The 24,531-nt window shown below is 44.9% G+C and carries 21 protein-coding genes; 1 reads left to right on the top strand and 20 read right to left on the bottom strand.

Annotated elements, in window-relative coordinates:
• Positions 1-2,427: cation-translocating P-type ATPase (locus tag UF75_RS06555; protein ID WP_045573804.1), on the bottom strand; the 2,427-nt coding region annotated here is incomplete at its 3' end.
• 232 nt (positions 2,428-2,659) lie between these two features.
• Between UF75_RS06555 and UF75_RS06550 the strand changes: the two genes are divergently transcribed.
• Positions 2,660-4,498: an NFACT RNA binding domain-containing protein gene (locus tag UF75_RS06550; RefSeq protein ID WP_045573803.1), complete on the top strand. Its 1,839-nt coding sequence runs from the start codon at positions 2,660-2,662 to the stop codon at positions 4,496-4,498.
• A 215-nt stretch (positions 4,499-4,713) separates the two neighbouring features.
• On the opposite strand, the gene UF75_RS06545 is transcribed toward UF75_RS06550, so the two are convergent.
• The 19 genes from UF75_RS06545 to UF75_RS06455 form a co-directional block, all read right to left on the bottom strand.
• Positions 4,714-5,607: a permease-like cell division protein FtsX gene (locus UF75_RS06545; RefSeq protein ID WP_045573802.1), complete on the bottom strand. Its 894-nt coding sequence runs from the start codon at positions 5,605-5,607 to the stop codon at positions 4,714-4,716.
• Positions 5,608-5,614: 7 nt separating this feature from the next.
• Positions 5,615-6,283: an ATP-binding cassette domain-containing protein gene (locus tag UF75_RS06540; protein ID WP_045573801.1), complete on the bottom strand. Its 669-nt coding sequence runs from the start codon at positions 6,281-6,283 to the stop codon at positions 5,615-5,617.
• Entirely contained in the window at positions 6,276-7,001 is a 726-nt protein-coding gene (locus tag UF75_RS06535) for a hypothetical protein (RefSeq protein ID WP_156146269.1), read from the bottom strand. Before UF75_RS06535 ends, UF75_RS06540 begins: the two co-directional genes overlap by 8 nt.
• 53 nt (positions 7,002-7,054) lie before the next feature.
• Positions 7,055-7,420, bottom strand: a complete 366-nt coding sequence (locus UF75_RS06530; RefSeq protein ID WP_156146267.1) for a hypothetical protein — start codon at positions 7,418-7,420, stop codon at positions 7,055-7,057.
• Positions 7,421-7,701: 281 nt separating this feature from the next.
• Complete coding sequence (locus tag UF75_RS06525; RefSeq protein ID WP_045573798.1) at positions 7,702-9,189, bottom strand: alkaline phosphatase family protein; 1,488 nt, start codon at positions 9,187-9,189, stop codon at positions 7,702-7,704.
• Between the two features lie 342 nt (positions 9,190-9,531).
• On the bottom strand, positions 9,532-10,149 hold the full coding sequence (gene pyrE / locus UF75_RS06520) for an orotate phosphoribosyltransferase (protein WP_045573797.1): 618 nt from the start codon (positions 10,147-10,149) through the stop codon (positions 9,532-9,534).
• A 21-nt stretch (positions 10,150-10,170) separates the two neighbouring features.
• Positions 10,171-10,884, bottom strand: coding sequence for an orotidine-5'-phosphate decarboxylase (gene pyrF / locus UF75_RS06515; protein ID WP_045573796.1), 714 nt, complete (start codon positions 10,882-10,884; stop codon positions 10,171-10,173).
• Between the two features lie 57 nt (positions 10,885-10,941).
• Positions 10,942-11,862, bottom strand: a complete 921-nt coding sequence (locus tag UF75_RS06510; protein ID WP_045573795.1) for a dihydroorotate dehydrogenase — start codon at positions 11,860-11,862, stop codon at positions 10,942-10,944.
• The gene (locus UF75_RS06505; RefSeq protein WP_045573794.1) at positions 11,849-12,700 is read right to left on the bottom strand and encodes a dihydroorotate dehydrogenase electron transfer subunit; all 852 of its coding nucleotides are present in this window, start codon (positions 12,698-12,700) and stop codon (positions 11,849-11,851) included. The genes UF75_RS06510 and UF75_RS06505 overlap by 14 nt, the downstream gene beginning before the upstream one ends.
• Positions 12,701-13,028: 328 nt before the next feature.
• Complete coding sequence (carB, locus tag UF75_RS06500; protein ID WP_045573793.1) at positions 13,029-16,202, bottom strand: carbamoyl-phosphate synthase large subunit; 3,174 nt, start codon at positions 16,200-16,202, stop codon at positions 13,029-13,031.
• A 2-nt stretch (positions 16,203-16,204) separates the two neighbouring features.
• The gene (gene carA, locus UF75_RS06495; protein ID WP_045573792.1) at positions 16,205-17,317 is read right to left on the bottom strand and encodes a glutamine-hydrolyzing carbamoyl-phosphate synthase small subunit; all 1,113 of its coding nucleotides are present in this window, start codon (positions 17,315-17,317) and stop codon (positions 16,205-16,207) included.
• Positions 17,318-17,409: 92 nt separating this feature from the next.
• Positions 17,410-18,720, bottom strand: a complete 1,311-nt coding sequence (locus UF75_RS06490; RefSeq protein ID WP_045573791.1) for a dihydroorotase — start codon at positions 18,718-18,720, stop codon at positions 17,410-17,412.
• Positions 18,707-19,642: an aspartate carbamoyltransferase catalytic subunit gene (locus UF75_RS06485; protein ID WP_045573790.1), complete on the bottom strand. Its 936-nt coding sequence runs from the start codon at positions 19,640-19,642 to the stop codon at positions 18,707-18,709. The genes UF75_RS06490 and UF75_RS06485 overlap by 14 nt, the downstream gene beginning before the upstream one ends.
• A 217-nt stretch (positions 19,643-19,859) precedes the next feature.
• Complete coding sequence (pyrR, locus tag UF75_RS06480; RefSeq protein WP_045573789.1) at positions 19,860-20,414, bottom strand: bifunctional pyr operon transcriptional regulator/uracil phosphoribosyltransferase PyrR; 555 nt, start codon at positions 20,412-20,414, stop codon at positions 19,860-19,862.
• Between the two features lie 308 nt (positions 20,415-20,722).
• Entirely contained in the window at positions 20,723-21,697 is a 975-nt protein-coding gene (locus UF75_RS06475) for an RluA family pseudouridine synthase (RefSeq protein WP_082075044.1), read from the bottom strand.
• Between the two features lie 48 nt (positions 21,698-21,745).
• Positions 21,746-22,210, bottom strand: a complete 465-nt coding sequence (lspA, locus tag UF75_RS06470; protein WP_045573787.1) for a signal peptidase II — start codon at positions 22,208-22,210, stop codon at positions 21,746-21,748.
• Between the two features lie 480 nt (positions 22,211-22,690).
• On the bottom strand, positions 22,691-23,365 hold the full coding sequence (locus UF75_RS06465; protein ID WP_045573786.1) for a TraR/DksA C4-type zinc finger protein: 675 nt from the start codon (positions 23,363-23,365) through the stop codon (positions 22,691-22,693).
• A 20-nt stretch (positions 23,366-23,385) separates the two neighbouring features.
• The gene (locus UF75_RS06460; RefSeq protein ID WP_197079336.1) at positions 23,386-23,751 is read right to left on the bottom strand and encodes a DUF5665 domain-containing protein; all 366 of its coding nucleotides are present in this window, start codon (positions 23,749-23,751) and stop codon (positions 23,386-23,388) included.
• 161 nt (positions 23,752-23,912) lie between these two features.
• Positions 23,913-24,515, bottom strand: coding sequence for a phosphate propanoyltransferase (locus tag UF75_RS06455; RefSeq protein ID WP_045573785.1), 603 nt, complete (start codon positions 24,513-24,515; stop codon positions 23,913-23,915).
• Positions 24,516-24,531 lie beyond the last annotated feature (16 nt).

Here is a 24,531-nt window from a genome sequence, read left to right as displayed (position 1 = left end):
GCGGGCCCCTAGCATATTGACCCCTATAAAAAGCGCAGCTACAAAAACAAAGAGGGTTCCAAGTCCGATAAATGTCCCCCTAATCCCAATTTTCGCTGCTAAGCCCCGCGCAAAAATGCTCTCTCCTGGGGCCCTAGGTGGTCGATTCATAATGCCCGGTTCCGCTCCATCCACCCCTAACGCCATCGCAGGCAATCCGTCAGTCACGAGATTAACCCATAATATTTGGATGGGAAGTAATGGAAGAGGGAGTCCAACGAGCGTTGCCAGAAACATCGTTAGAACTTCACCTAAATTACAGGAAAGTAAATAACGAATAAACTTGCGTATGTTGTCGTAAATCCCTCGACCCTCTTCAACTGCCGCCACGATCGTCGCAAAGTTGTCATCCCCCAAAACCATTGCTGAAGCTTCCTTAGTTACATCAGTCCCTGTTTTACCCATTGCAACTCCGATATCCGCTTCTTTAACTGCAGGGGCATCGTTAACCCCATCTCCAGTCATGGCAACCACTTGTCCCCGCTTTTTATAAGCTCGCACAATTCTGAGTTTATCTTTCGGGGTTACTCGGGCAAACACGGAAATATCCATAATACGTTCACTTAATTCTTGATCAGACGTCCGCTCCAATTCTGCACCCGTTATGATCCCTCCACTCGAACCGCGGATCATTCCTAATTCATAAGCGACAGCTTCTGCGGTTAGGCGGTGATCTCCCGTGATCATAACCGGTTTAATTCCTGCATGTCGGCAGACTTTAATCGCTTTTACTGCGCTGATTCGCGGTGGATCAATCATTCCCAAGAGTCCGACGAAGGTCAGGCCTTGTTCTACGTTTTCATCGAGGGGCTCTAACTCTGACAATGGTTTTTCGGCAACCGCTAAAACACGTAGCGCATGACGTGCCATATCGTCGTTGGCCCGCATGATACTATTTTTACGTTCTACGGACAGGTCTACTACGCCTTGCCCGGTTAACTCTTTCTGACAAAGTCTTAGCACCATATCGGGGGCACCTTTGACATAGGCCCGACGCCCCTGCTTTGTCTGATAAACAACGCTCATCCTCTTTCGATCAGAATCAAAAGGCAACTCACCGATTCGCTCTTGCTTGCGTTCCAAAACCTCTCGCCATATCCCCGCCTTAGCCGCAGCCACCAAAATAGCGCCTTCTGTCGGATCTCCCTCGATACCCCAAGGTGCATCCTTGCCTTTAGAACGAAAGAGGCCGGCAACTTGAACTCCCTTCTTAGTTAAGACAGAATTATTGCAAAGTGCCGCAATCTTTAACGCCGCGTTGAGGGGATCCCGTTCTTTCTCTGGATTTGCACCCCGGAACTCTCCTTTAGGATCATATCCTTCTCCTGAAACGGTTATCTTTCGTCCATCTGAGTAGATTTGGCGTACTGTCATTTCATTTTGGGTTAAAGTCCCTGTCTTATCGGAACAAATCACCGTTGCACACCCCAATGTTTCAACAGCCGGCAGTTTCCGAATGATCGCTTGCCGCTTGACCATGCGTTGAACGCCTACTGCTAAAGCCACCGTGACAATAGCCGGTAAACCTTCCGGGATCGCAGCTACTGCCAATGAAACTCCTGTGAAGAACATTTTGTAAAAGTCTTCCCCTCTTAAAATTCCCGTACCCACTACAGCAGCACAGACCAGAAAACTGATTAGAACCAACCATTTACCCAACTCCGCTAAACGCTTCTGCAAAGGGGTTTCTTCCTCTTCCACACTTTGAATCATGTCGGCAATGACACCCATTTCTGTTTCCATCCCAGTCGCCACGACTACCCCAGCCCCCCGACCATTCACAATAGAAGTCCCCATATAGCCCATGTTTTGTCGGTCTGCCATAGGGGTAAGTTCATCCTGAAGGGGTGAAATACTTTTGCCCACAGGATGAGATTCCCCAGTCAAGGCTGATTCTTCCACTTGTATGTTAACTGCTTGAATCCAACGTAAATCTGCCGGAATACGGTCTCCTGTATCCAACAGGACAATATCCCCGGGTACAACATCGGCAGCTGGAATCCGTTGCTCCATACCTTCCCGCAGCACTCGTGCCTCAGGGGCGGTAAGAGAGCGCAGAGATTCCATAGAACGCTCCGCGCGAAACTCCTGAACAAAACCAAGAATGGCATTAATCATTAAGATTGCTAAGATCGTAATAGCATCCGCGATTTCACCTAATAGCCCCGAGACGACCGTAGCAGCCAATAAGACCAATACCATAAAATCCTTAAACTGTCCAAGAAACAAAAACACCGGATGTGTCCCTTTTTTTACTGCTAAAACATTGTTCCCAACTTCCTGTAACCGGCGACGAACCTCCTTAAGATTTAACCCTTTACTCGGATGTACCTCCAATGCCTTGGCCACGTCAAGCCAAGGCAACACATGCCACGCCTGTTGCCGCATGCCCTTTTTCCTCCTTTTGTAATCAACAGTTAAAAGAAACTTCCTTTAGACGGAGTTTTCGCTTCATCTAAAGGGTTGCTGATTTATCCAATGACTAAAGTTCAAACAGTCATCGATAAGAGGCTTTGTCCCTTTTGTAGTACATGCTTATTCCCAAAAGTATGGAAAAATGCCTCAGCAAAACAAGTGTGTTATACTAAAAATGATTCTTGTTCTGAAAGGATGTCATCACATGGCCTTAGACGGTGTTACCCTAGCCTACCTAGTAAGTGAACTTGCTCCACAACTCATCGGAGCACGTATTGATAAAATCCATCAACCTGAAAAAGATGAAATCCATCTCCAACTGCGTCAGCAGGGTTCAAGACGCCTTCTACTTAGCACCAGCGCTACTTCCCCCCGTTTCCACTTCACGGAAGAAACTAAAAAAAACCCACCTTCTCCCCCTATGTTTTGTATGATTCTCCGCAAACACCTAGAGGGTGGTAAAATTGTTAACCTCCATCAAACAGCGCTCGAACGCGTCGTGACCTTTGAAATCCAAAATTACAACGACCGTGGGGATTTAGTGTCTTTACATCTGCACTTAGAAATAATGGGAAAACACAGCAATCTTATTCTCGTAGACCCTACCACCCATACGATTCTTGACGGCCTTAAACGATACTCTCATGCCCTAAGCCAATACCGTGAAGTGTTGCCTGGACGGACTTATCTCGCCCCTCCTTCTCAGGGAAAACTGCCCCCTCAAGAAAACGAAGAACTCTGGCGACAGACCCTTTATGAGGAGGATCTAGAACGTTCTATTACGAGTATCCTGCTTGCCCGTTTTGCCGGGATCAGCCCAGAATTAGCTCGCGAAATCGTAATCCAAGCCGGATTGAAGCCAGAGATTCTCCTCCATCAGTGTGGTGATATTGATTGTTCACGGCTTTTTCAGGCTTACCGTAGGTTATGCAATCCTGAGGAGATTCTCGAAATTAAACCTTGCCTCTACTATAATCCAGCACTCAAAACCCAACTGGTAGCCTTTAGTTTTACCCCTTTTCAACAATACCAAGACTTAAGAAGAGAAAACGTTCCCTCGTTGAATGACGCAGTACAGATCTTTTATCAGTCAAAAACCAGCAATAACTCGCTTGAATCAAAACGAGGCTCTCTACGAAAAATTGTCCAAGAACAACATGCTCATTTTAGTAAGAAACTTAAAATTTATGAAGAAGCCCTCCTCAACGCCAATTCAAGTCTAAACTACCAAAAGTGGGGAGAACTTTTGACCGCTAATCTCTACCGCATCCCCCAAGGAACAGTTGAAGCCTCAGTGGAAGATTATTTTGATCCTACTCTCGCTTCCGTTATCATTCCCCTCAATCCTCATATCAGTGTCATTGACAACGCCCAGCATTACTACAAACTCTATAACAAAGCTAAAGCCACCTTGCTCAAGACAAAATCCCTCAAAGAAACCACACTCGAGGAAGTACAATACCTTGCTTCCTTGCGAGTAAGTTTGGATCAAGCATCCACCCTAACTGAGCTTACTGAAATCCATCTCGAACTAGTAGGACAAGGGTATGTGACTGGAAAGCATCTGAAAAAGAATACCCTTAAACTTAAAAAGGGTCGCCCCCAGGCGAATGCGAAATCCAAACTAAAATCCCCCAAGGAGGTTCCTCAGCCCCGCATCTATCGTTCAAGTCAGGGCAAAAGCATTTTTGTTGGCAAAAATAATGCTCAAAATGATTGGCTCTCTTTGCGTAAAGGAAAGCCCAATGATTTATGGCTGCATGTCAAACAAATTCCCGGTTCACACGTCCTGGTCCCCCTGGATGAGGGAGAAGAATTCCCGGATGATACCACCCTTGAAGAAGCAGCAGCCTTAGCAATCTATTACAGTCAAGCTCGCGGCTCTTCTCAAGTCGCTGTGGATTACACCCATGTCAAACAGTTAAAGAAGCCTAACTCAGCTAAACCAGGGATGGTGATCTATGACCAAAACTGGACTTTGTACCTCACACCTAAAACGGAGATTTTAGAACAGTTGCTGGCCAGTGAAGAGATAACAGAATAAAGAGATCTCAGCTTCAGTATTCATTTGTGCCTTCTCCACTTCGAACACATCGTTTCAATTCTTACTTCCCCTCTTGCCTTTTGGGCCCTTGGCAGGCCTCCTCAAAACAAGCCAACCATACCTACCTGTTTTTCCCAAGACTTTCCTTGACTTTTTATAGCTGTAGTGATGGGCAGATGTGTAAACGTCCACGCCGAATAGTTTTATTTATCGTCTTAATTGTTTCTTACCGATACCAGCCCAAGTAGGCTACCGACGAATCCCAGGACTGCACTCAGCGACATAACCACTATGCCCATACCCGATACAAGTTCTTTTAGGGGCGGAAGAGGAATAAAGGGAAGGGGCCCTGCCATTTGAGCATATAGATAGGATATCGAGAACGTTGCCAGAGACACAGCCAGTATGCCGCCCCCTATAGTTAATAACAAACCTTCAAGCAGAAAAGGGAACGCAATAAATAGTTCCGGTGCGCCTAATAATCTCAGAGTGTAAATTTGCTCCTTGTTGTTGGAAATTCCAAGCCTAATAATGTGAGATATGATCACCAGGGTAGATATACCCACGGCAGCCACCACTAGAATCCCCACCACCCTTAATGCCTCGGCAATATTACGAAGGCGCTCCAAAACTTCTCTGTTGTCCCTGACATGTTCAACGCCCATCATGTGGGTTAATTTTTCTAAGACTGGGTCGATTTCTTGAAGATCTATTTTTAACTCAACGAAAGAGCTAAAAGGATTATCGTCAAATTTATTTAAAACACTTGCTTCTTTTCCGAGGATTTCGACCATCCTGTTGTAAGCTTCATCCTGATCAACTACCCTCGCCGCTTGTACACCCTCTATCCCTTTAATACTTTCAACCATCTGACTTACACCTGTATTGTTATTTAAAATTTCTTCATCAAGATAAACATTTATTTCTGCCTCCCCCTGGACGACATTAACAACATGACTGCTTACCCACCAACCAGAAATTATCATGGCTAGAATAAAGAAAATAAGGCCCGTACTAAAAATTGTTAAACTATTAGAAAATAAATTCAATCGGATCATCGTTTTTACTTCTTTGAAAAAGTAACCTGCATTTGAAGAAAATAGTTTCATACTATGTTCATCCTAACCTTTCCCAACTCAAACTTCCTTTGTTCATCTGGATTAACTTGCAATGTTTTTCTGCGTCAATCAGATGCGTAGCATGGGTCGTAATAATCACTGACGTTTTTTGATCGATAAACGATTTGAAAAGTTCTAAGATATTAATGGCATTGTCCTTATCCAAATTGCCCGTAGGTTCATCTGCTAAGATTAATAAAGGTTTCCTTGCCACAGCCCGAGCAATAGCTACTCTCTGGCTCTCCCCCCACGACAGGTTTTCCACCAATGAAGAAGCCTTGTGTTCTAACCCGACCTTAGCCAAGGCATCATGGGCATTTTCCTTTAATTGATCTTGAGAAAGATCTAGAAAACGCATGCCGAGCATGACATTTTCGGCTACGGTTCTCCCTTTTATTAGTTTGAATTCTTGAAAAACAGGTCCTATGCTCGTTCGCAACTGCCTTATTCTTGAAGTCTGACCTTTATCCATTTGCTGACCCAAAACTTCTAGCGAGCCTATGGTCGGATACTCAATTCCCATGAATAGCTTTAAGAGACTCGTTTTCCCAGAGCCACTAGGCCCTGTAACATAGACCATATCTCCTGGTTCGACTTGCAGGTCAATATTATTTATGGCTATTGTGCCATTAGGAAACCTCAAACTAACTCCTTTTGCTTTAATCATCCTTGACCTTGGCCTCCTCAGCATCTAGTGTAATTGTCAGTTCCAAAGATCCATCCCTTGTCCTAATAGAATTAAGTCTGTAGTTGGTGCTCATAGGTAGCTTAAGCTTAAATACTAAGTCACCTTTTAGGAACAAATCTTCTATTGCGCCAGCATCCAGTGGCATCCCATAGAAGCTACCCTCTTTGACCTGGAATTTCAGGGCCTGCGCCTCTTGTATAACAAAGTTCCCTGATAGAACAAGATTTTCTTCAGGCATGCTAATTTGAACGTTGTTTGGATAAAATTTTAAGACAATCTTAGGGAGTAAGGGATACTCAGAAATTAGATCATTTAGGGTTTTTTCATCGATAGTTCCTCTAATACTCATGAAATTAAACGAGATATTTAATTTTTCCGGTGGAATGTATCCCTCATCGATAATTCTGGAGAGCTCTTTTATAATCACCGGAACAGACGTTTTAAGTTCGTCCCAGTTCAGTTGCAGGTTCGAAAGATTTTCTTGGTAAGACTCCCTTTTTTCCTTCAAGGAGGTAAGATATTTCTCCTGATCTTGTATTAACTGCTTTTTCTTAGTCAGGGATTCTTGGAGCAGTTTTTGATTGTCTTCTAAACTAGCGATTTTTTGGGCAAGGTTTTCTTTTTCAGTTAACTGCTTTGCTTTACTCTCTTCCAACAACTCCATAAGTTTTTGCGTGTTGCGAGTAAGATCCCTCAAAGTATTGACTCTCCTGAGGAGCATTGCCAGATTGTCTGAATTAAGAATTATTTCTAAGTAAGTCCCCGGTCCCATCCTCTGATAACTCTTAAATACCTGCCTAAGGTCCTCCATTTTTTTGTATAGGCCATTTCTTCACTTGCAATGGTTACTTTCAAGCCCTCTATTTCTATTTTTTTTGTTTTTATATCCTGAGTAACCCTTTCTTCCTCTTTCCCTATCTCTGTAATCTGCTGACTGAGAACGAATAGATTTTGAAGGTTCTCATGTTCACTTTCAGAAATACTCGCCATTTTTTCTTTAATTTCTGTAAAAGGGCCGCCTTGTCCGACTACTATACTCAGGGGTAAACTGATTATCAAAATAATTGCCAGGCAAAAACTTAAAAATAATTTGGAATTCGCTCTTTTATTCATCAAATCTAACCTTCCATGTACCTCAACTTAAATTTAGCCTCATTTAACATTCCACATAACATTCCACACTTTTCTAGTTTATTCCTTCAAAATAACCGATGACTAGGTCAATAAATAACTAAAAGCCAGAACGTTTACCAAACCACTAACGTCCTGGCGTAGGTATAATCCAATTTTGAACCTTCGACTTCTTAGCATTTCAAAACATTGTGATTGAATATACAAGAACGAGCATGACTATCTTACATCCTTAAGTCATAAAAAGACTCATTTATTGATACTCATCAGCCTAAGCCAAAATGCTTAAGAATGATTGAATATAAATCAACAATTCGTGGATGCTTCAAACTGACTGACATTCCGGAAATAATCATCGGCACCGTCGAATCCTCTTCTTCAAGGGACCCGTGGCTCCCTCCGCCAGGGTGAATAGGTGCCCCGACAGCAAAATATTCGTATCCCGAGGCAGCTGAAACAATAACACGACTTCCACTCCGTGCTTCTAGTGCTGATATCAGACGATTAAATGCATCTGGATACTTCCCAAATTCAATAATTTGTTGACCTGCTTCCTGAGCATCGACCACGGATAGATCTCCGTCAAAAGACCATGATTGACCATAAACGTCTTGATAAGGTCCAAGACGCGAAAAGCAAAGCTGTTTCTCAGTTTCTCCTTGAACAACACAATATCTATTTTCACAGACTTTCCATGCAATTTGAGCATTGCGTGAATCTTTAGCTAGAATGTCTACCACTTCAGGTAAAATTTCGTTCTTACGCTGGAGTATATAAATAAAAGCCATGCGTTCATTGGGACAAATAGCAATTTCTTTGCTATTGTCTTCACCGCTTGCCCCTTCCGTGAACTTTAATCGCTGAAACGATTTTAGAGCCTCATCTAAATCAATCAGAAACTCTTCACCTAACCCAACCGTTGATTGAGCATGGTCACCGGTCACTATAATTACATTTTCCTCTAACGCCTTTTCCCAAGAATCAAACTCATTAAGGACCAAAGCCACTTGCTGGTCGGCACGTTCAATCGAGGGTCCTGAGCGCAAGGGGCCATATTGGTGCGAATATTGATCATTATCCGGGAAATAAACCACGGTGAAATCTGGCTGCTTTCTTTCACGGACAAGTTGTGCAGTGATCATTCCTGAAAAAACATCATTAACACCAAAGCGATGAAATGGCCCCTTCGGATAGGTTATAGATCGTCGAGAAAAAGGCGGATGAATAAGCTGCCCTAAGGTCAGATGAGATGGACCTGAAACCTTTTCTTGTTTAAGTCGAAAACCCGTCACCAAAGAAAGCAAAAAGGGGATCTTGGCACAGTATGGGTGTTTAGCCCGATGCATAAAAAAATTTACATTACCCGTATGATATCCACCTGCTTCTAATTCTTCATATAAAGTCGGTGTTTCTGAATTAAGATGCTCTTCATTTAGTTTAATGAGCAAGTTTCGGAGAACTTGCCTCGGCCCAATTTTCAGGACACTTTGCCAAGTCGCACCATAATCTATGATCTTTCCTATTTCCTCGTTATACCAAATAAAACCTGGAACCCCATGTTGCTCAGGCCAAGTACCCGTGATCACGGAGCTCGTGGCCACCGGAGTCATAGTTGGAAACGTGGAAATAACTCGATTGAAGTAAGTTCCGTGTTTCGCAAGAAAGTTTAAAGCAGGGGCATTTCCTTCCGAAAGTGTCCTTCCTAAGACCACAGGATGTAGGGAGTCGATGACAAATAAGATTACCTTTTTCATGATCAACCCCCTTCTTCAAAATCGATTAATTATATCAAATTTCTTCCCCTTATTGCGAGTATTATGTATGAAGCTCAACCCCTTTCCACCTTTTCTTACCTTCAATATTCGTGGTAATCCAATATATACCTCCCATTCCATTTAAATAATCCTATCTTACTCGTAAACTGCAGAGTGAAATAATCTTGAGTTTGTTATGTAATCCCGATTAGAATAGGGGTTGTAACAAACTGGAAAAACATTGTTACAACCCCTACTTATCTAATACTTATCTTATTCTAGTCATTTTTATCGTTTTAATTACAGACTCACTTACAAACCATTGTACGGTTTTATTCAATTTTATAGTTTTCTACTTCCTGGTTTGATCGCTGGAATTCCACGAGCACAAAGTGGGCATTCATGAGCCTCGTATGCCTGAATTTCCAATTGAATTATTGAACTCTGGGGAAGGCCAAAGTCTATTGTTCCCCCCGTTCGGTCAACTAGTACACCAACGCCGACAGGAATAGCCTCAAATTCTCGGACAACAGAGAGTACCTCACGGACAGAGCCACCCGTTGTAATCACATCTTCCACGACTAACACACGTTCCCCAGGGGAAAGCGTAAACCCTCTCCTTAAACGCATGACACCATTTTCCCGCTCTGTAAACAGAGCCCGAACCCCTAAAGCTTTAGCGACTTCATGAGCCACTAAAATCCCGCCCGTAGCAGGCCCAATAACAGTTTGAATCTCCATGTCGCGAAAAGTTGCAGCTAGCCCCTCGGCTAAAACGCCTGCCCGATCCGGATATTGAAGAACTTGTGCACATTGCATGTACTGGGCACTATGCTTTCCTGAAGTCAAGAGAAAATGCCCCTCCAATAAGGCAGAGCTCTTCCTAAAAATATCAAGGTATTCCTCCGTACTTAAAGCTGCCTTCCCTATCGTTAATTCACTATTTGATCCTTTATTCATGTTTAGATTTCTCTCCTTTTCCTACTTTAGCCAAAGTCGCTCTAAGGCCTGCCGAGGATCCTCTGCACGAGTAATTGGCCTTCCGACCACGAGATACGAACTTCCCGCGGCCAAGGCTTCAAACGGGGTTAGAACTCTCATCTGATCATGGGCCTCACTCCAGGTCGGACGTATTCCTGGTGTTACTATCAGAAATTCGGGTTGCGTAATCCGCCTTATCTCTCTAGCTTCCATGGCAGAAGCGACAACTCCGTCGAGTCCTGCTTGTGCCGCTAATTTTGCAAGCGCTACTACATGGTCCCTAAGGTTTCGCTGGATCCCCAACTCTTGATTAAATTGAATTTCCGACATACTTGTAAGGACTGTAACTCCGATCACTTTAGGAACTCGCTCTAACTTACTTCCTTCTTCTTGAACAGCGTGAGCAGCCCTAGCCATCATATCATACCCGCCACTACAATGAACATTGATCATGTCAACACCACACTGAACAAATCCGCGGATTGCCCTTTCCACGGTTGTAGGAATGTCATGAAGCTTGAGGTCTAAAAAAATAGGAAATCCCAAAGCTTTTAGTTCCCGAATCATCGCTGGACCTGTATACGAGTACAGTTCCAACCCCACTTTAAGCCAACATCCACTACCTTGAAGTACCCTAGCTAAAGCTAAGGCTTCCTCGCGCCCAGGAACATCAAGGGCGACTATAACCCGATGATTATTCTTTGTCACATCCATACGATAACCCCGTTTCAAACAAATTGTAACTATGGAAAAGGCTAATCTAAGTACCCTCTAAGACTTATGTGCTAAACCTACTAATTCGCGCACAGAAGCAATCCCGTGTTTTTCGCAATAACCTTGGATTCCCTTAAGGATCTCCAGTGGAGCCTGAGGATTAACGAAATTGCCTGTACCAACGCTTACTGCCGTGGCTCCGGCTAGGAGAAATTCCACAGCATCCTGCCACGTAGTGATTCCTCCCATACCGATAATGGGCAAATCGATGGCTTGATAAACTTGCCAAACCATACGAACTGCAACCGGTCTAATAGCAGGCCCGGATAGCCCTCCAAACGTATTGGCTAAGACGGGACGCTGTCGATCTAGGTCAATAGACATTCCCAACAGCGTATTAATCAAGGAAACAGCATCCGCGCCCCCACGTTGAACCGCTCGAGCCATCTCGACAATATCTGTGACATTGGGCGAAAGCTTCGCAATAATGGGGAGATCGGTTTCCGCTTTTACAGCTGCAATCACGTCTTCAGCACTCTGGGGGTCCGTACCAAAATGCATTCCGCCATGTTTGACATTGGGACAAGAAATATTGACCTCTAGCGCTGCTAACCCTGAATCCCGACGCAAAGCCCGAGCCATCTGAGTGTAATCCTCCAGTGAAAAACCAGAGATGTTGGCAATCACCGCTGTTGGCAATTTGCGTACCTTGGGTAGATAGGAAGATAGGAATTCCTCAAGGCCCGGATTTTCCAGACCGACTGCGTTCAATAACCCAGCCGGAGTTTCTGCTAACCGAGGAACAGGATTTCCCAGCCGTGGCAAGGGAGTAATCCCTTTCAAGGTTATTCCTCCCAAAGCTTCTAAAGGACAATACGCAGTGTACTCTTCTCCAAAACCATAGGTCCCTGAACAGGTAAGGATTGGATTTCTTAATGTTATGCCCGCCAGCTCAGTCGTTGAATCAACAGGACACATCCCAAACCACCTCCTCGCCCCGAAAAACCGGTCCATCCTGACAAACCTTCTTATGGATTAGGGTTCCAGCTTCGTCTTTCAGGGTACATACGCACCCTAAACAGGCTCCTACTGCACAGCCCATGCGTTCTTCCAGCGAAACTTCCACGGGAACCCCAGAGTTCATACATAGTTCAGTCACTGCCTGCATCATCTTGTGAGGACCGCAAGTGGCTACATATAGTTTGCCGTCCATCGTCTGTCCGGAATTTTCCACCTTACCATTAAACTCCCATAATAGCCCCAGTACTTGAACCGTCACGAGCCCTTTTTGCCCAAGACTACCATCCATTGTACTTAAGTGTATCGGAATTCCGAGCGCTTGCCATTCGGATAGTCCTGCACTTTCTAGGAAAGTTTGATTATCTCCACCCCAAAACAAACGAACGGATAGCCCTTTGGCAAGTGCACGTTGAGCTAAAGGATAAAGCGGAAATATCCCAATCCCTCCAGCAATCAACCACAATTCCCCGTCTTCTGGTAATGAAAACCCTCGCCCTAAGGGACCCATAATACTGAGACGATCTCCACATCGAGCACGTGCTAAGATTTCCGTTCCCTTACCCACAACTCGGTAGAGCAGAGTAATCTCGTCGCTCTCGGGAGAAATCTCCGCCAAGCTAATGGGCCTCCGTAACAAAGGATCGTAGGAGGCAAGCGTCGGATCTTGGACTCTAACGGCTACAAATTGTCCCGCTTGCGCAGTTTTGGCAATTGGTCCCTTAAGAACCAATTTCATAAGCCTTTGGGCCTCTTCTCCTAAGCGTTCGTGAACAACCACTAGTCCTTCAGTAAGCATGGCAACCTCCTCTAATTCGAGGCTCGAGGTTCGAAGCTCGAGGCTCGAATATTTCGTAACACAAATCGAAATCGCAATTGATTATCGAATATCTTATTTGAACATCGATTTAACGTCTCAGAACAAGTTCAAATCGAACTTATTCTGAGTATGTTTCCAATATCAAACAACTTATAGAACACTTTGTCCGATGAAATTAAATTTCTACCGCCTCGAGGGCGGGACAAAGTTGGAGGTCGTAACTCGAATTTTTTCTTCGATCTTCGTACTTCAACTTTGTGCTTCATGCTTCGTACTTCGTGCCTCGAACATCGAACATCGAACCTCGCTATAGCGGTAAGAGACCCGGTGAGATACTTTCTAGTACCTGGAGTAATGCTGCAGCAGTATCTAAGCTTGTAAAGCAAGGTATCCCATGTTCCACAGCGGCTCTTCGAATCGCAAATCCATCACTTTCTTGGACACGACCATGGGTCGTCGTATTAACAACATATTGAATCTTTTGCTTCCGAATTCCGTCGATAATTTCGTTTGATCCATCATGCAACTTAGCGATCTGTTCCACCCTCAGTCCCTGAGTCCGCAAATACTTTGCCGTACCTTTAGTGGCTGTGATTCGGAACCCAAGTTCTGCGAACCTACGAGCGAGGTCAACTCCTTCGTCTTTATCGCGGTCTGCCAGCGTCATAAACACTGAACCATACGTCGTGAAGGATAAACCTGCTCCTAAAAGCGCCTTATAAAGGGCCTTCTCGTAAGTCTTATCCATCCCCATAACTTCACCCGTTGATTTCATTTCGGGCCCTAAGGATGGTTCGACCCTTTGTAGCTTAGAAAAGGAGAAGACAGGGGCCTTGACAGCAACTCGATCCCCCGTTGGCCAGAGTCCATGAGGAATTGCTATTTCGTCCCATTTCCTGCCCAAAATCACTTGAGTAGCCCAGTCGATGATCGGAACCCCGGTAACTTTGCTCAAAAAAGGAACCGTACGGCTGGACCTGGGGTTGACTTCGAGCACAAAGAGTTCCTTCTTATAAATAACATATTGGATGTTGAGTAACCCTTTAACCTTCAATGAGCGAGCAAGCGATTCGGTTAAAGCAACAATGCGCTCTTGCATATTTAAATCGAGGGTTTGAGGCGGATAAACCGCAATCGAATCTCCAGAATGAACTCCTGCCCGTTCCAAATGTTCCATAATTCCTGGGATAAAGACGTTTTCTCCATCCGAGATCGCATCGACTTCCACCTCTTTTCCGAGCAGATATTGATCCATCCAAATTTCTTGCTCTGAAGAAGCCGATAGGGCTCGTTTGACAACGGCCTCTAATTCCTTTGCTTCATAAACGATATCCATTGCCCTGCCCCCCAATACATAGGAGGGACGAACCACTAAGGGAAATCCTATCTCCTGAGCCACGCGTTCCACTTGATCCATATTTGTAGCTCCGCCTCCACGAGGTCGTTTAGCTCCCAGTTCCTGTAGAACACGGTCAAAGGTTCCCCGTTCTTCCGCCCGGTCAATATCTTCAACTGCGGTACCGATGATAGGATAGCCGCGTCGTGCTAGCCCACTGGCCAAACCAATCGCTGTCTGCCCGCCGAACTGGACAATCACACCGTCCGGTTGTTCTTTATCGAGTATGGCTGAAACATCCTCCAAGGTCAAAGGTTCAAAGTAAAGACGATCAGCGGTATCAAAGTCCGTCGAAACCGTCTCTGGGTTGTTATTAATAATGATACTTTCATACCCAGCTTTTCTCAAGGCCAGAACTGCGTGCACTGAGCAATAGTCAAACTCAATCCCCTGTCCTATTCGAATCGGACCAGAGCCTAAAACAACGACTTTGGGTTGCTTGTGAACCTCCCCTTCATCTTCAACATCATAACTTGAATAGAAATAGGGAGTCGTGGCCTCAAACTCTCCTGCGCAGGTATCCACCATTTTGAAAACGGGTTGAATACGATGCTCTTGCCTAAACTGATGAACCTCATCTTCTGACCCCTTCCAGAGGGCCGCAATTTCCTGATCTGCAAATCCGAGCCGTTTCGCGCGCAGCATCACGTCTTTATCCCATGGTGCTAGTTCTAGTAAAGGTAGGTTATCCACTAACCGTTTAATTATCAGTAAAAAATAGCGATTCCAACCTGTTTCTTCAGCCAGCCAATCCACAGTCCACCCCCGTCTCAAGGCTTCGGCCAAAACGAACAACATTCGATCATCTGGTTGCAGGCAAAGAGATTTAAGTTCAGAGTCCTCAAGCACTTCGAGTTCCAATAACCGAACCCCATAAACTTTTATATCCAGAGAGCGAATCGCTTTGAGTAGGGCGGTATCTAAGTTCCGACCGATCCCCATCACTTCTCCTGTTGCCTTCATTTGAGTACCTAAGCGACGATCAGCCTCACTAAATTTATCAAAAGGCCAACGTGGAATCTTAACTACCACATAATCTAAGGCGGGTTCAAAGCAAGCCGAGGTTTTTCCGGTTACCGCATTTTTAAGTTCGGTTAGCGTATAGCCTAAAGCTATCTTAGCAGCGACCTTAGCAATCGGATATCCGGTAGCCTTAGAAGCGAGGGCGCTGGAACGACTCAAACGAGGGTTGACCTCGATAACGACGTACTCCATACAAGAAGGGTGAAGGGCAAACTGGACATTACATCCCCCTTCGATTCCTAAACCGTTGACGATCCTTCGCGAGGCACTACGGAGAATTTGAACCTCCCGATCCGTGAGAGTTTGACAAGGTGCAACAACAATACTATCCCCTGTATGCACTCCAACGGGGTCCATATTTTCCATATGGCAAATCGTTATGCAGTTCCCCGCACCATCCCTTAGGACTTCAAATTCAATTTCCTTCCAACCTGCGACACTTCGTTCTACGAGGATCTGCCCGATCAGGCTAGCCTGCAGGCCACTCTCTGCAATCTGCTCCAGTTCCTCCTCATTTTGGACAATCCCACCTCCAGTACCTCCCAAGGTAAAGGCAGGCCGTACAATCAGGGGATATCCGGTCACCTTAGCAAAAGCTAACGCTTCTTGGACTTGAGACACAATTTTGCTCTCTGGAATCGGTTCTCCGAGTCCTTGCATCAAAGCCCGGAAACTTTCTCGATCTTCCGCTTGATCAATGCTTTGCAAGGAGGTCCCCATTAAAGTAACCCCACAGCGATCTAAAACCCCTCGTTTAGCAAGCTGATATGCTAAATTTAACCCCGTCTGTCCACCCATCGTGGGGATTAATCCATCCGGTCTCTCACGCTCGATAATCCGTTCCACAGATTCGACTGTTAAAGGTTCAATATAGACACGGTCCGCCGTTTCCCGATCCGTCATAATCGTTGCTGGATTGGAATTTACGAGGATAACTTCGACTCCTTCCTCACGCAAAGCCCGACAAGCCTGGGTACCCGCATAATCAAACTCCGCCGCCTGCCCAATCACTATCGGACCTGATCCGATCACCAGAACCCTTTTCCACTCTTGCTTGGGCATCGTTATTTCCTCCCCTTTCTGATGATGCTTTTCTCAACGATTTCCTTAAAACGATCAAAAACTTCGGCGTTTTCTTCCGGTCCTGGCGCACCCTCAGGGTGAAATTGCACGGACAGGACAGGGAAACTCTGATGCTCCATGCCTTCCACTGTCCCATCATTGAGATTCCGCAAGGTCACTTCGAACCCTGAGCCTTCTAAAGATGCTTCCTGCACAGCGTAGCCATGGTTTTGTGACGTCATAGTCGCTTTCCCAGTACGCGTATCAATGACAGGATGATTGCCGCCACGATGCCCGTAAGGCAGTTTATAGGTTTCCCCACCCGCAGCCAACGCCAAAAGTTGATGCCCTAAGCAAATGCCTAAAATCGGAAGTTTGTCATATAGCTTCCGAACCGTGGCAACTCCCTCCGGCAACTCTTCAGGATCTCCAGGGCCATTGCTCAAAACCAAACCCCGAGGATGATGGCCTAGGATTTCCTCCGCCGTAGCCCTGGCCGGAAAGACCATGATCCTAAAGCCTCTCTTCTGGAGGTGACGAAGAATATTGCGCTTTACTCCAAAGTCGAGCACAGCGAGTAATGGTCCCGAGCCTGGAATTTCGTAAGCCTCTTTGACTGTTGACCTGTAAACCCAGTGTTCACTCTTCTTCCCCGCGAGATCCTGTCCCCGGTAATTTTTCCAAAACTCTATTGCGGCCTCCCGGGTTTGAACCAATACGCCCGGCAAGGTACCAAATTGACGAAGATACCTTGTCAAGGCCCGTGTATCGACACCCTTTAAGCCCTGAACACCGTGTTGTAGACAATAGTCCTCAAGCGACCCTTCGCCATGTAAACTTCCCTCTCCTTGAGAAAGTTCTCGTAGAATTAGCCCTTGAAGACGGGTTTTATCCGCTTCATTTTCTTCATGGTGCCAACCATAATTTCCGATTTGCGGTTGAGTTAGAACGAGGATCTGCCCCGCATAGGATAAATCCGTGACCATTTCTTGATAGCCACTCATTGACGTATTGAAGACCACTTCTTGTTCTGTCATTGGGTTTGAACTCTTGAGCCACGCCCCAAAGGCTTCCCCCTCAAAGATCGTCCCATCCTGAAAAGCGAGATAAGCCACCTTAGACACTCCTCTCCAACCACTCTTTCGTTTCCTCTTTATCAAGACTCCCACTATGAAAGTGGGAGTTCAAGTTTCTTCTATACTTCTCTTTATAGGACCGTTCTATTTCTTTGCACAAGCCGACCATTCACCCACACCATCACCGGAAAACCTTGCAACGTTTTCCCTAAAAACGGAGTATTCCGAGCTTTAGAAACCAGCGTAGCAGGTTCAATTATTTCTGCAAAATCCGGATCAAAGAGCACCATATCTGCCGGGGCACCAGGTTTTAACGTGCCCCCACGTAAACCAAACCGTTTTGCCGGAGCATAGCTCCAAGCCTCAATCACCCTGTCAAGACTCAGCCGTCTCGGTACCACTAAATGTTGCCAAACTGCACTTAAAGCCGTCTCCAAACTAGCAATTCCAAAGGGAGCCTCTGCAAAGGGACGGGCCTTTTCCGCCTGAGTATGTGGGGCATGGTCGGTTGCGATTATATCTAGGGTTCCGTCACGAAGTCCTTCAATAAGTGCTTCCCTGTCAGCTGGCATACCTAGGGGAGGATTCACTTTAAGGTCAGTATTCGTTATGGTTATCTCTTCATCACAAAAAATCAAATGATGAGGATTGACTTCAGCTGTGACATCAACACCCCTTGCTTTGGCCCGACGTATTAGTTCCACACTCTCTTTCGTTGAAATATGGGCTAGATGGAGTTTTCCCTTTGTCTCCTCCACCAAAAGCAGGTCTCTTGCTACAATGACACTTTCTGCACTGGCCGGAATCCCTCTCAAACCCATTCGAGTGGATGGGATTCCCCTGCGCATTAAACCCTCTCCAGACAGCTCTTTATCTTCGCAATGACTAATAATGGGGAGACCAGTAAGTTTGGCATATTCTAACGCCAAGCGCATCATTTCTGCATTTTGAATGTTTTTACCATCATCCGAAAATGCGACCGCTCCGCCCTCTTTCATATCCGCCATTTCGACCAGTTCAACCCCCTGCATTCCCTTTGTCACTGTCCCAATCGGATAAACTCGGGCGTAATTAGCACGTTCCCCCTGTAAGCGTACAAATTCTACTAGAGACCGATTATCAATCACAGGTACGGTATTAGCCATAGCCATAATCGCGGTAATTCCTCCACGAACTGCAGCACGTGAGCCACTTAAAATATCTTCCTTGTCCTCTTGTCCTGGTTCACGCAAGTGCGTATGAACATCAATCAGCCCCGGGAAAAGGAACTTCCCTTTTCCATTAATGGTTTCCACAGACTCTCCTTGAGCTTTTGCTAAGACCTCTTCTTCAGTCAGCGAGGGGGAAATCTCCATAACCTGCCCCCCCTGAACAAGAACGTTCTGAGGGGAAGATATTTTTTGACTTGGGTCAATAACCCAAACATCTTTAAGCCACCACATTGCTGGACCCTCCTATCAGTAAATAAATCAAAGCCATACGAATGGCCACCCCGTTGGTAACTTGACGTTCAATCAAAGCGTCCACACTATCTGCTACATCATCCGATATTTCTACGCCCCGATTCATGGGCCCAGGGTGTAACACGATACTTTGTTTTCCTGTTTTCTTGAGACGGTCTACTGTAAGACCATAGAGATGACTATATTCACGCAAGCTAGGAAATAGCCCGCTCTTCTGGCGTTCAAGTTGGAGACGAAGAGCCATCACAATGTCTGCTCCAGGTAGAGCATCATCTAGGTTATGGGTAAGCTTAACTCCCAATCCCTCCAACTCGACTGGAACCAAGGTTGGTGGACCGACAAAAGTAACATCGACACCCATCTTCTGAAGACACCACGCATTACTCCGTGCTACCCTCGAGTGCAAGACATCCCCAACGATGACAACTTTCTTTCCTTCTAAGTCACCTAAACGCTCTTGCATTGTAAAAATGTCCAATAAAGCTTGCGTTGGATGCTCATGCTGACCATCTCCTGCATTAATAACTCCTGCCTTGAGAATATCCGCCAAAAACTTAGCCGAACCAGAACTAGGGTGTCGAATGATCACGAGATCCGCTCGCATAGCTTGAATCGTCTTGGCCGTATCCAGCAAGCTTTCCCCTTTACTCACACTGCTCTGGGCTACTGCAATACTTGTGGTATCGGCCCCCAAAACCTTCCCAGCCATTTCGAATGAGGTTCGAGTACGGGTACTAGCTTCATAAAAAAGATTAACCACTGATTTACCTTTTAACGTTGGTAATTTCTTAATAGGACGCATTAAAATTTCTTTCATCACTTTCGCAGTATGCAAAATCTGCTGGATTTCATCAACACTCATATCCTCTATCGCGAGAATATCCTTACGCTGCCATTTCATGAGAAACCTCCTAATATTTTTTAAGAAGTGCAAGTCGGGGTCGGTTTTTGACTTGCATTCTTTGACTTGCATTCTTTGTAACCGATCTCATCCCCAAAAATAATAAAATCCTCTTCCCAAAGGGAGAGGATTGAAATAGGCACAGCCTAAATTTCACTCGCCCCTTGATTATCTCTCTGGATAATATTTAAAGGGTAAAGTCTCTTATAATTCTCGATTAAGTTTCTTCCCGTTCTAACAAAAGAACGTCTTCGTCGCCATCAACTTCCTGCAAACGTACAGCTACAATTTCACGTCGCGAGGTGGGTAGATTTTTGCCAACATAATCCGCTCGAATTGGCAACTCTCGATGTCCACGGTCCACTAGAACTGCCAACTGAATTCGTTCCGGCCTTCCTAAATCCATCGTCGCATCTAAGGCAGCTCGGGCCGTTCGACCCGTATAGAGGACATCATCAATCAAAACCACGCTTTTACCTTCTATGCTCACCGGGACATCTGTTTCGTGGACAACTGGATGAACATCAATGGTACTTAAATCATCTCTATACAGTGTGATATCCAAAATTCCTAGAGGAACCTTTACTCCCTCGAATTCCTCAATGTATTGTTGAATTCGTTCAGCTAACGGCACCCCCCGACGCCGAATTCCTACTAAGATCAGTTTATCAGTTCCTTTATTTTTTTCCACAATTTCATGTGCAATGCGAGTTACCGCCCGACGAATCCCATCAGCATCTAAGATTTTGCTTTTAACCGTGCCTACTTCCACAGCTTACTAACTCCTTTCACCCTATAAAGAAAAGTTATACTTTCTGATATAGCAGGGCTTATCCTGAGATTTGAAGATTTGGAAGGAAAGGTATCAGAAAACTTAAAATTCATCTCCCTGAAAGTATAAAAAAACCGTCTGTACAGCAGACAGTTCTCCCACGCTTCCGTCTGCCTTCCCAAGCCTCTCGGGACTTCATTAAAGGCCATAACACTTGTTACTCAGTTTACTAAAGGATCGTCCAAAAGTCAATGTGCAGATCAACAACATGTGCTGATCGATATCGTTAACATTGACGATGCTCTTTCTTAATTTGTGCGTAATTTTTCAAGGAGTGCTGCAAACACTTTCGGTACAGGAGCATCGAACTTCATCCACGTCCTACTACGCGGATGTTCAAATCCCAAATGTGCAGCGTGAAGCATTTGCCCTTTAAGCCCATATAGATTTCGTTTGGGCCCATAAACGGGATCCCCTAAAACAGGATGCTTAACATAAAGCATATGGACACGGATCTGATGAGTTCGCCCAGTCTCTAAACGTACTTCTAGGAATGAAAGCTCACGAAAACGTTCTAACACGGTATAATGCGTCACTGCCGATTTCGAATGATGCATGACTACAGCCATGCGCTTGCGGTCCGAAGGATCACGGCCAATGGGCGCATCGACTGTACCTGAAGGTTCTAATACCACCCCATGAACTAACGCTAAATATTTTCTTTCCATCGTGTGCGCTTTAAGTTGAGCGGCAAGTCCTTCATGGGCAATATCATTTTTAGCCACCACCAAAATCCCCGAAGTATCTTTATCAATGCGATGCACAATCCCTGGGCGTAATACTCCGTTAATTCCAGAAAGATTGTGACAGTGATATAACAAAGCATTGACCATGGTACCCTTCCATGCTCCTGGTGCGGGATGTACCACCATACCTTGGGGCTTATTGACGACCAGAACATCCTCATCTTCATATAGAATTTCAAGCGGGATATTTTCCGGTTCAGCAGTAGACTCTCTTGGAGCAGGGATAGTTACTTCAATCAAATCTCCCTGACGTACTTTGTAGTTGGCCTTTTTGGCTAAACCGTTGACCCTAACGTACTCTTGCGCAATAATTCCTTGAACGAAAGATCTGCTCTTTCCCATAACTTCAGTCACCCCGACGTCTAGACGAATTCCCTCAGGAAGTTCAAATTCTAATCTATCTGCTGATAGATTAGAAGCAATCGGGAGATTTTCTTTACTTAATTCATGCTCATCGAGTTCAAAATCCTCCAGCATAACTTCACTACATACTTTTTCCACTCTCAAAACCGCCCATACTTTGTTCTATTTTTCACTGATAGATTTACCGTTGGATTTTTCCTCCATGTATAAGGCAAGCATCAGTAACCCGACCCCAACGACAATCATGCTATCCGCAAAATTAAAGACATAGGGCCAAATCTGAAAATCAAGATAATCAACCACACGTCCAATCACGAGCCGATCATAGAGGTTCCCCAGTGCTCCGCCTCCAATCATCCCTAAAGCTAAACGTGTAATCCTTTCTTTTCGAGAAATTCGATACTGCCCATAAATCACTCCACCAACCACTAAAAAAGCGGTCATGACAAAAATCCAAGTTCGGCCGGCCATCAGACCAAAGGCCGCACCTGGATTGAGGACATAGGTTAAATGAAATATTTTCGGAATTACTTTCAGGGTCTCGCCCGGAATAAAGTTTGTTTGAATCAAAACCTTAACTAAACGATCGATCCCCCATACTCCAATCATTGAAAGCCAAACCAACAACCGACTACCCCCTATAGTTCTTTTTCTCATCTTAACACAGGGCTCCAACGGGGGCAAACTGTTGTGATTGAACGATGATCAATCCTACTGAACGGAGGAAGTGTCTTAGCATCCTACGGCGATAAGTGTTCGTAGTGGGTTAGCGCCTTCGGCGATAGTCTCCACTGGAGACTATCGTGATCGCACATCCTTCGCCGGTAGGTATACTTTGGGGATAGCGGCTTCGGCGATACTCTCCACCGGAGACTATCGTGTTCCATTGCTATTCGCTTGAGGATATGTCTAAAACTCAAAACCTCCAGGCTTTCTGCATGTGAACCGTTGAGTTTCTTTACGCCATATCCTCTGCGCTCATTGACGCAATTCCTCTCACATGCTCTCTAAGCTAAGAAACTTCCTCTGGGCTTGGGTCGACGGGGGTTAATGGGTACCCCCTAGGGTTTCTGTGGCGATGTACGTTTGACGTAAATGTACTTATAATTAGGTTTGGCCGTGCTCTTTACTATAGTGAATTGTATTCCCTCGCCCTTCCGGCTCTCTCTCGGTTTCTATAGTTTCGATAGTTTCAACCGCCCCTATCACTTCGTCCGAATCCTCATAGAGATCATTCGGATCCGAAATATCTCGACTCGTACCTAGATCCTGAAGAGAATCTGAAGTGCCATAGCGAGCAACAGCCTGCCAAGAATCTTCACCATCAAACTCTACGCGATCCGTCCCATCGTTAAAGGTACGGGAAAAGGGGCGATTCAAAATTTCATCTTCGACAGGTTCTCTGTACAAAGAATGTTGCTCTTCCTTCTCTTCTTCACGACTACATTCAGTACATACAGTAGTAAAAGGTATAGCCTCAAGTCGTTCATACGGAATTTCCTGACCACAATGTTCACACTTTCCATACTCACCTTTTTCAAAACGCTCTAAAGCAGCGTCTATCGTTTCTACTTTATGAAGCAATCGATCATGTTGAGCGACGTCTCGAGACCGTTGATAAACCTCGGTACCAATATCAGCAGGGTGATTATCTATGAGCGATAATTCCCCTAATGACTCTCTCATATCTCCGTTAAAAAGTTCTGCCGCCGCTTCTAGCGAAGCTGTTTTCTCTTTTTGAAGTGTTTCGATCAAGCTTTTATAAGATGTTTGATCTTTCATTTTCTTGCCTCCGATCATATCTATGGCTGGTTAACATACCTACTTAGTTCTGCGATAAACCCTCCAATGACTGGTAGATTAAGGACAACGATGCGTTTTAATAGAAAATATGCAACTCCAGCTAACAAGCCTGCTCCCAAAGCTGTGCCAAGTCCACGCAATAGACCCACCAAAAAATTAAACCAAAGAAGTCGCCCTGGACTATTCAGATAAGCAATATATTCTGCCAATCTCATCTTTTCGAGAGTGTCAGCTAATAAAGTGACCTGATGTCTCAACCCAACCAACTCCTGAACGCTGACAGGACCGGCTAATTCTTCATTTTTTGAAGTTATTAAACTCGTTTTTTTCTCTTCGTCCGATACAACCACGTTTTCACCCCACATTAATTATTAGTGTTCCCAGCGCTTTAAAATTTACACTGCCTTGTAATTTTGAAACAAGTTCTAAGATGGTTCAAAATCAAAAATAGCTGTAATAAATCGTTTGATGATTTATTACAGCCATTCTTCAATGATATGCTAATATCTTTTATTTTACTTCCGAATCAACGAGCTACCTGGGAATGTTCATTAATCGAATAAATTTCCAGTTGTTGACCATTAACCAAACCAAACGCATTCCCCTCATCCGTATCGACATGTAAATCCAATGCATAATTGGGGTTAACACGTACGAGAACCTTTTCTAAAACTCCACCACGAGGACCCTGAACGATGGCATGTACATGTTCGCCATCTTCTAACGAAAACTTCAGTGCATCTTCTGGAGTCATATGGAGATGACGAGCCGCAATAATAACACCTTGATCCATGTGAACAAGCCCTTTTGGACCTTCGACATCAATGCCGGGGGTTCCTTCAATCTTTCCGGAATCTCTAACTGGAGGTTTAACTCCAAGTTTAAACGTATCCGTACTTGAAAGTTCTACTTGAGAAGATTTTCGTGCAGGTCCTAAAATACGAACTCCGGGAATTGCACCTTTTGGTCCAATAAGAGTAACAGTCTCTTCACAAGCAAATTGGCCAGGCTGACTGAGGTCTTTCATTTTAGTCAAAGAATACCCTGCCCCAAAAAGTGCTTCAATATGTTCTTGAGATAAATGAATGTGTCGATTAGAAATACCTACAGGGACTTTAAAAGTTTCCATTATGTTCAACCTCCCT

The organism is Desulfosporosinus sp. I2 (assembly GCF_000960765.1).
In the GTDB taxonomy this organism is placed as follows: Bacteria; Bacillota; Desulfitobacteriia; order Desulfitobacteriales; family Desulfitobacteriaceae; genus Desulfosporosinus.
The sequence above is the reverse complement of the archived record's forward strand: the minus strand, read 5'-3'. Positions and strand labels throughout refer to the sequence as shown.

Bases quoted from the DNA above. Each gene is read 5' to 3' on its own strand.
- UF75_RS06540 (WP_045573801.1), bottom strand. From the start codon at position 6,283: ATGATTAAAGCAAAAGGAGTTAGTTTGAGGTTTCCTAATGGCACAATA.
- pyrF (WP_045573796.1), bottom strand. From the start codon at position 10,884: ATGGATGTGACAAAGAATAATCATCGGGTTATAGTCGCCCTTGATGTT.
- UF75_RS06505 (WP_045573794.1), bottom strand. From the start codon at position 12,700: ATGCTTACTGAAGGACTAGTGGTTGTTCACGAACGCTTAGGAGAAGAG.
- pyrE (WP_045573797.1), bottom strand. From the start codon at position 10,149: ATGAATAAAGGATCAAATAGTGAATTAACGATAGGGAAGGCAGCTTTA.
- UF75_RS06460 (WP_197079336.1), bottom strand. From the start codon at position 23,751: ATGTGGGGTGAAAACGTGGTTGTATCGGACGAAGAGAAAAAAACGAGT.
- UF75_RS06485 (WP_045573790.1), bottom strand. From the start codon at position 19,642: ATGAAATGGCAGCGTAAGGATATTCTCGCGATAGAGGATATGAGTGTT.
- UF75_RS06490 (WP_045573791.1), bottom strand. From the start codon at position 18,720: ATGTGGTGGCTTAAAGATGTTTGGGTTATTGACCCAAGTCAAAAAATA.
- UF75_RS06465 (WP_045573786.1), bottom strand. From the start codon at position 23,365: ATGAAAGATCAAACATCTTATAAAAGCTTGATCGAAACACTTCAAAAA.
- UF75_RS06550 (WP_045573803.1), top strand. From the start codon at position 2,660: ATGGCCTTAGACGGTGTTACCCTAGCCTACCTAGTAAGTGAACTTGCT.
- UF75_RS06510 (WP_045573795.1), bottom strand. From the start codon at position 11,862: ATGTGTCCTGTTGATTCAACGACTGAGCTGGCGGGCATAACATTAAGA.
- UF75_RS06455 (WP_045573785.1), bottom strand. From the start codon at position 24,515: ATGGAAACTTTTAAAGTCCCTGTAGGTATTTCTAATCGACACATTCAT.
- UF75_RS06525 (WP_045573798.1), bottom strand. From the start codon at position 9,189: ATGAAAAAGGTAATCTTATTTGTCATCGACTCCCTACATCCTGTGGTC.
- UF75_RS06475 (WP_082075044.1), bottom strand. From the start codon at position 21,697: ATGCTGGAGGATTTTGAACTCGATGAGCATGAATTAAGTAAAGAAAAT.
- carB (WP_045573793.1), bottom strand. From the start codon at position 16,202: ATGCCCAAGCAAGAGTGGAAAAGGGTTCTGGTGATCGGATCAGGTCCG.
- UF75_RS06545 (WP_045573802.1), bottom strand. From the start codon at position 5,607: ATGAAACTATTTTCTTCAAATGCAGGTTACTTTTTCAAAGAAGTAAAA.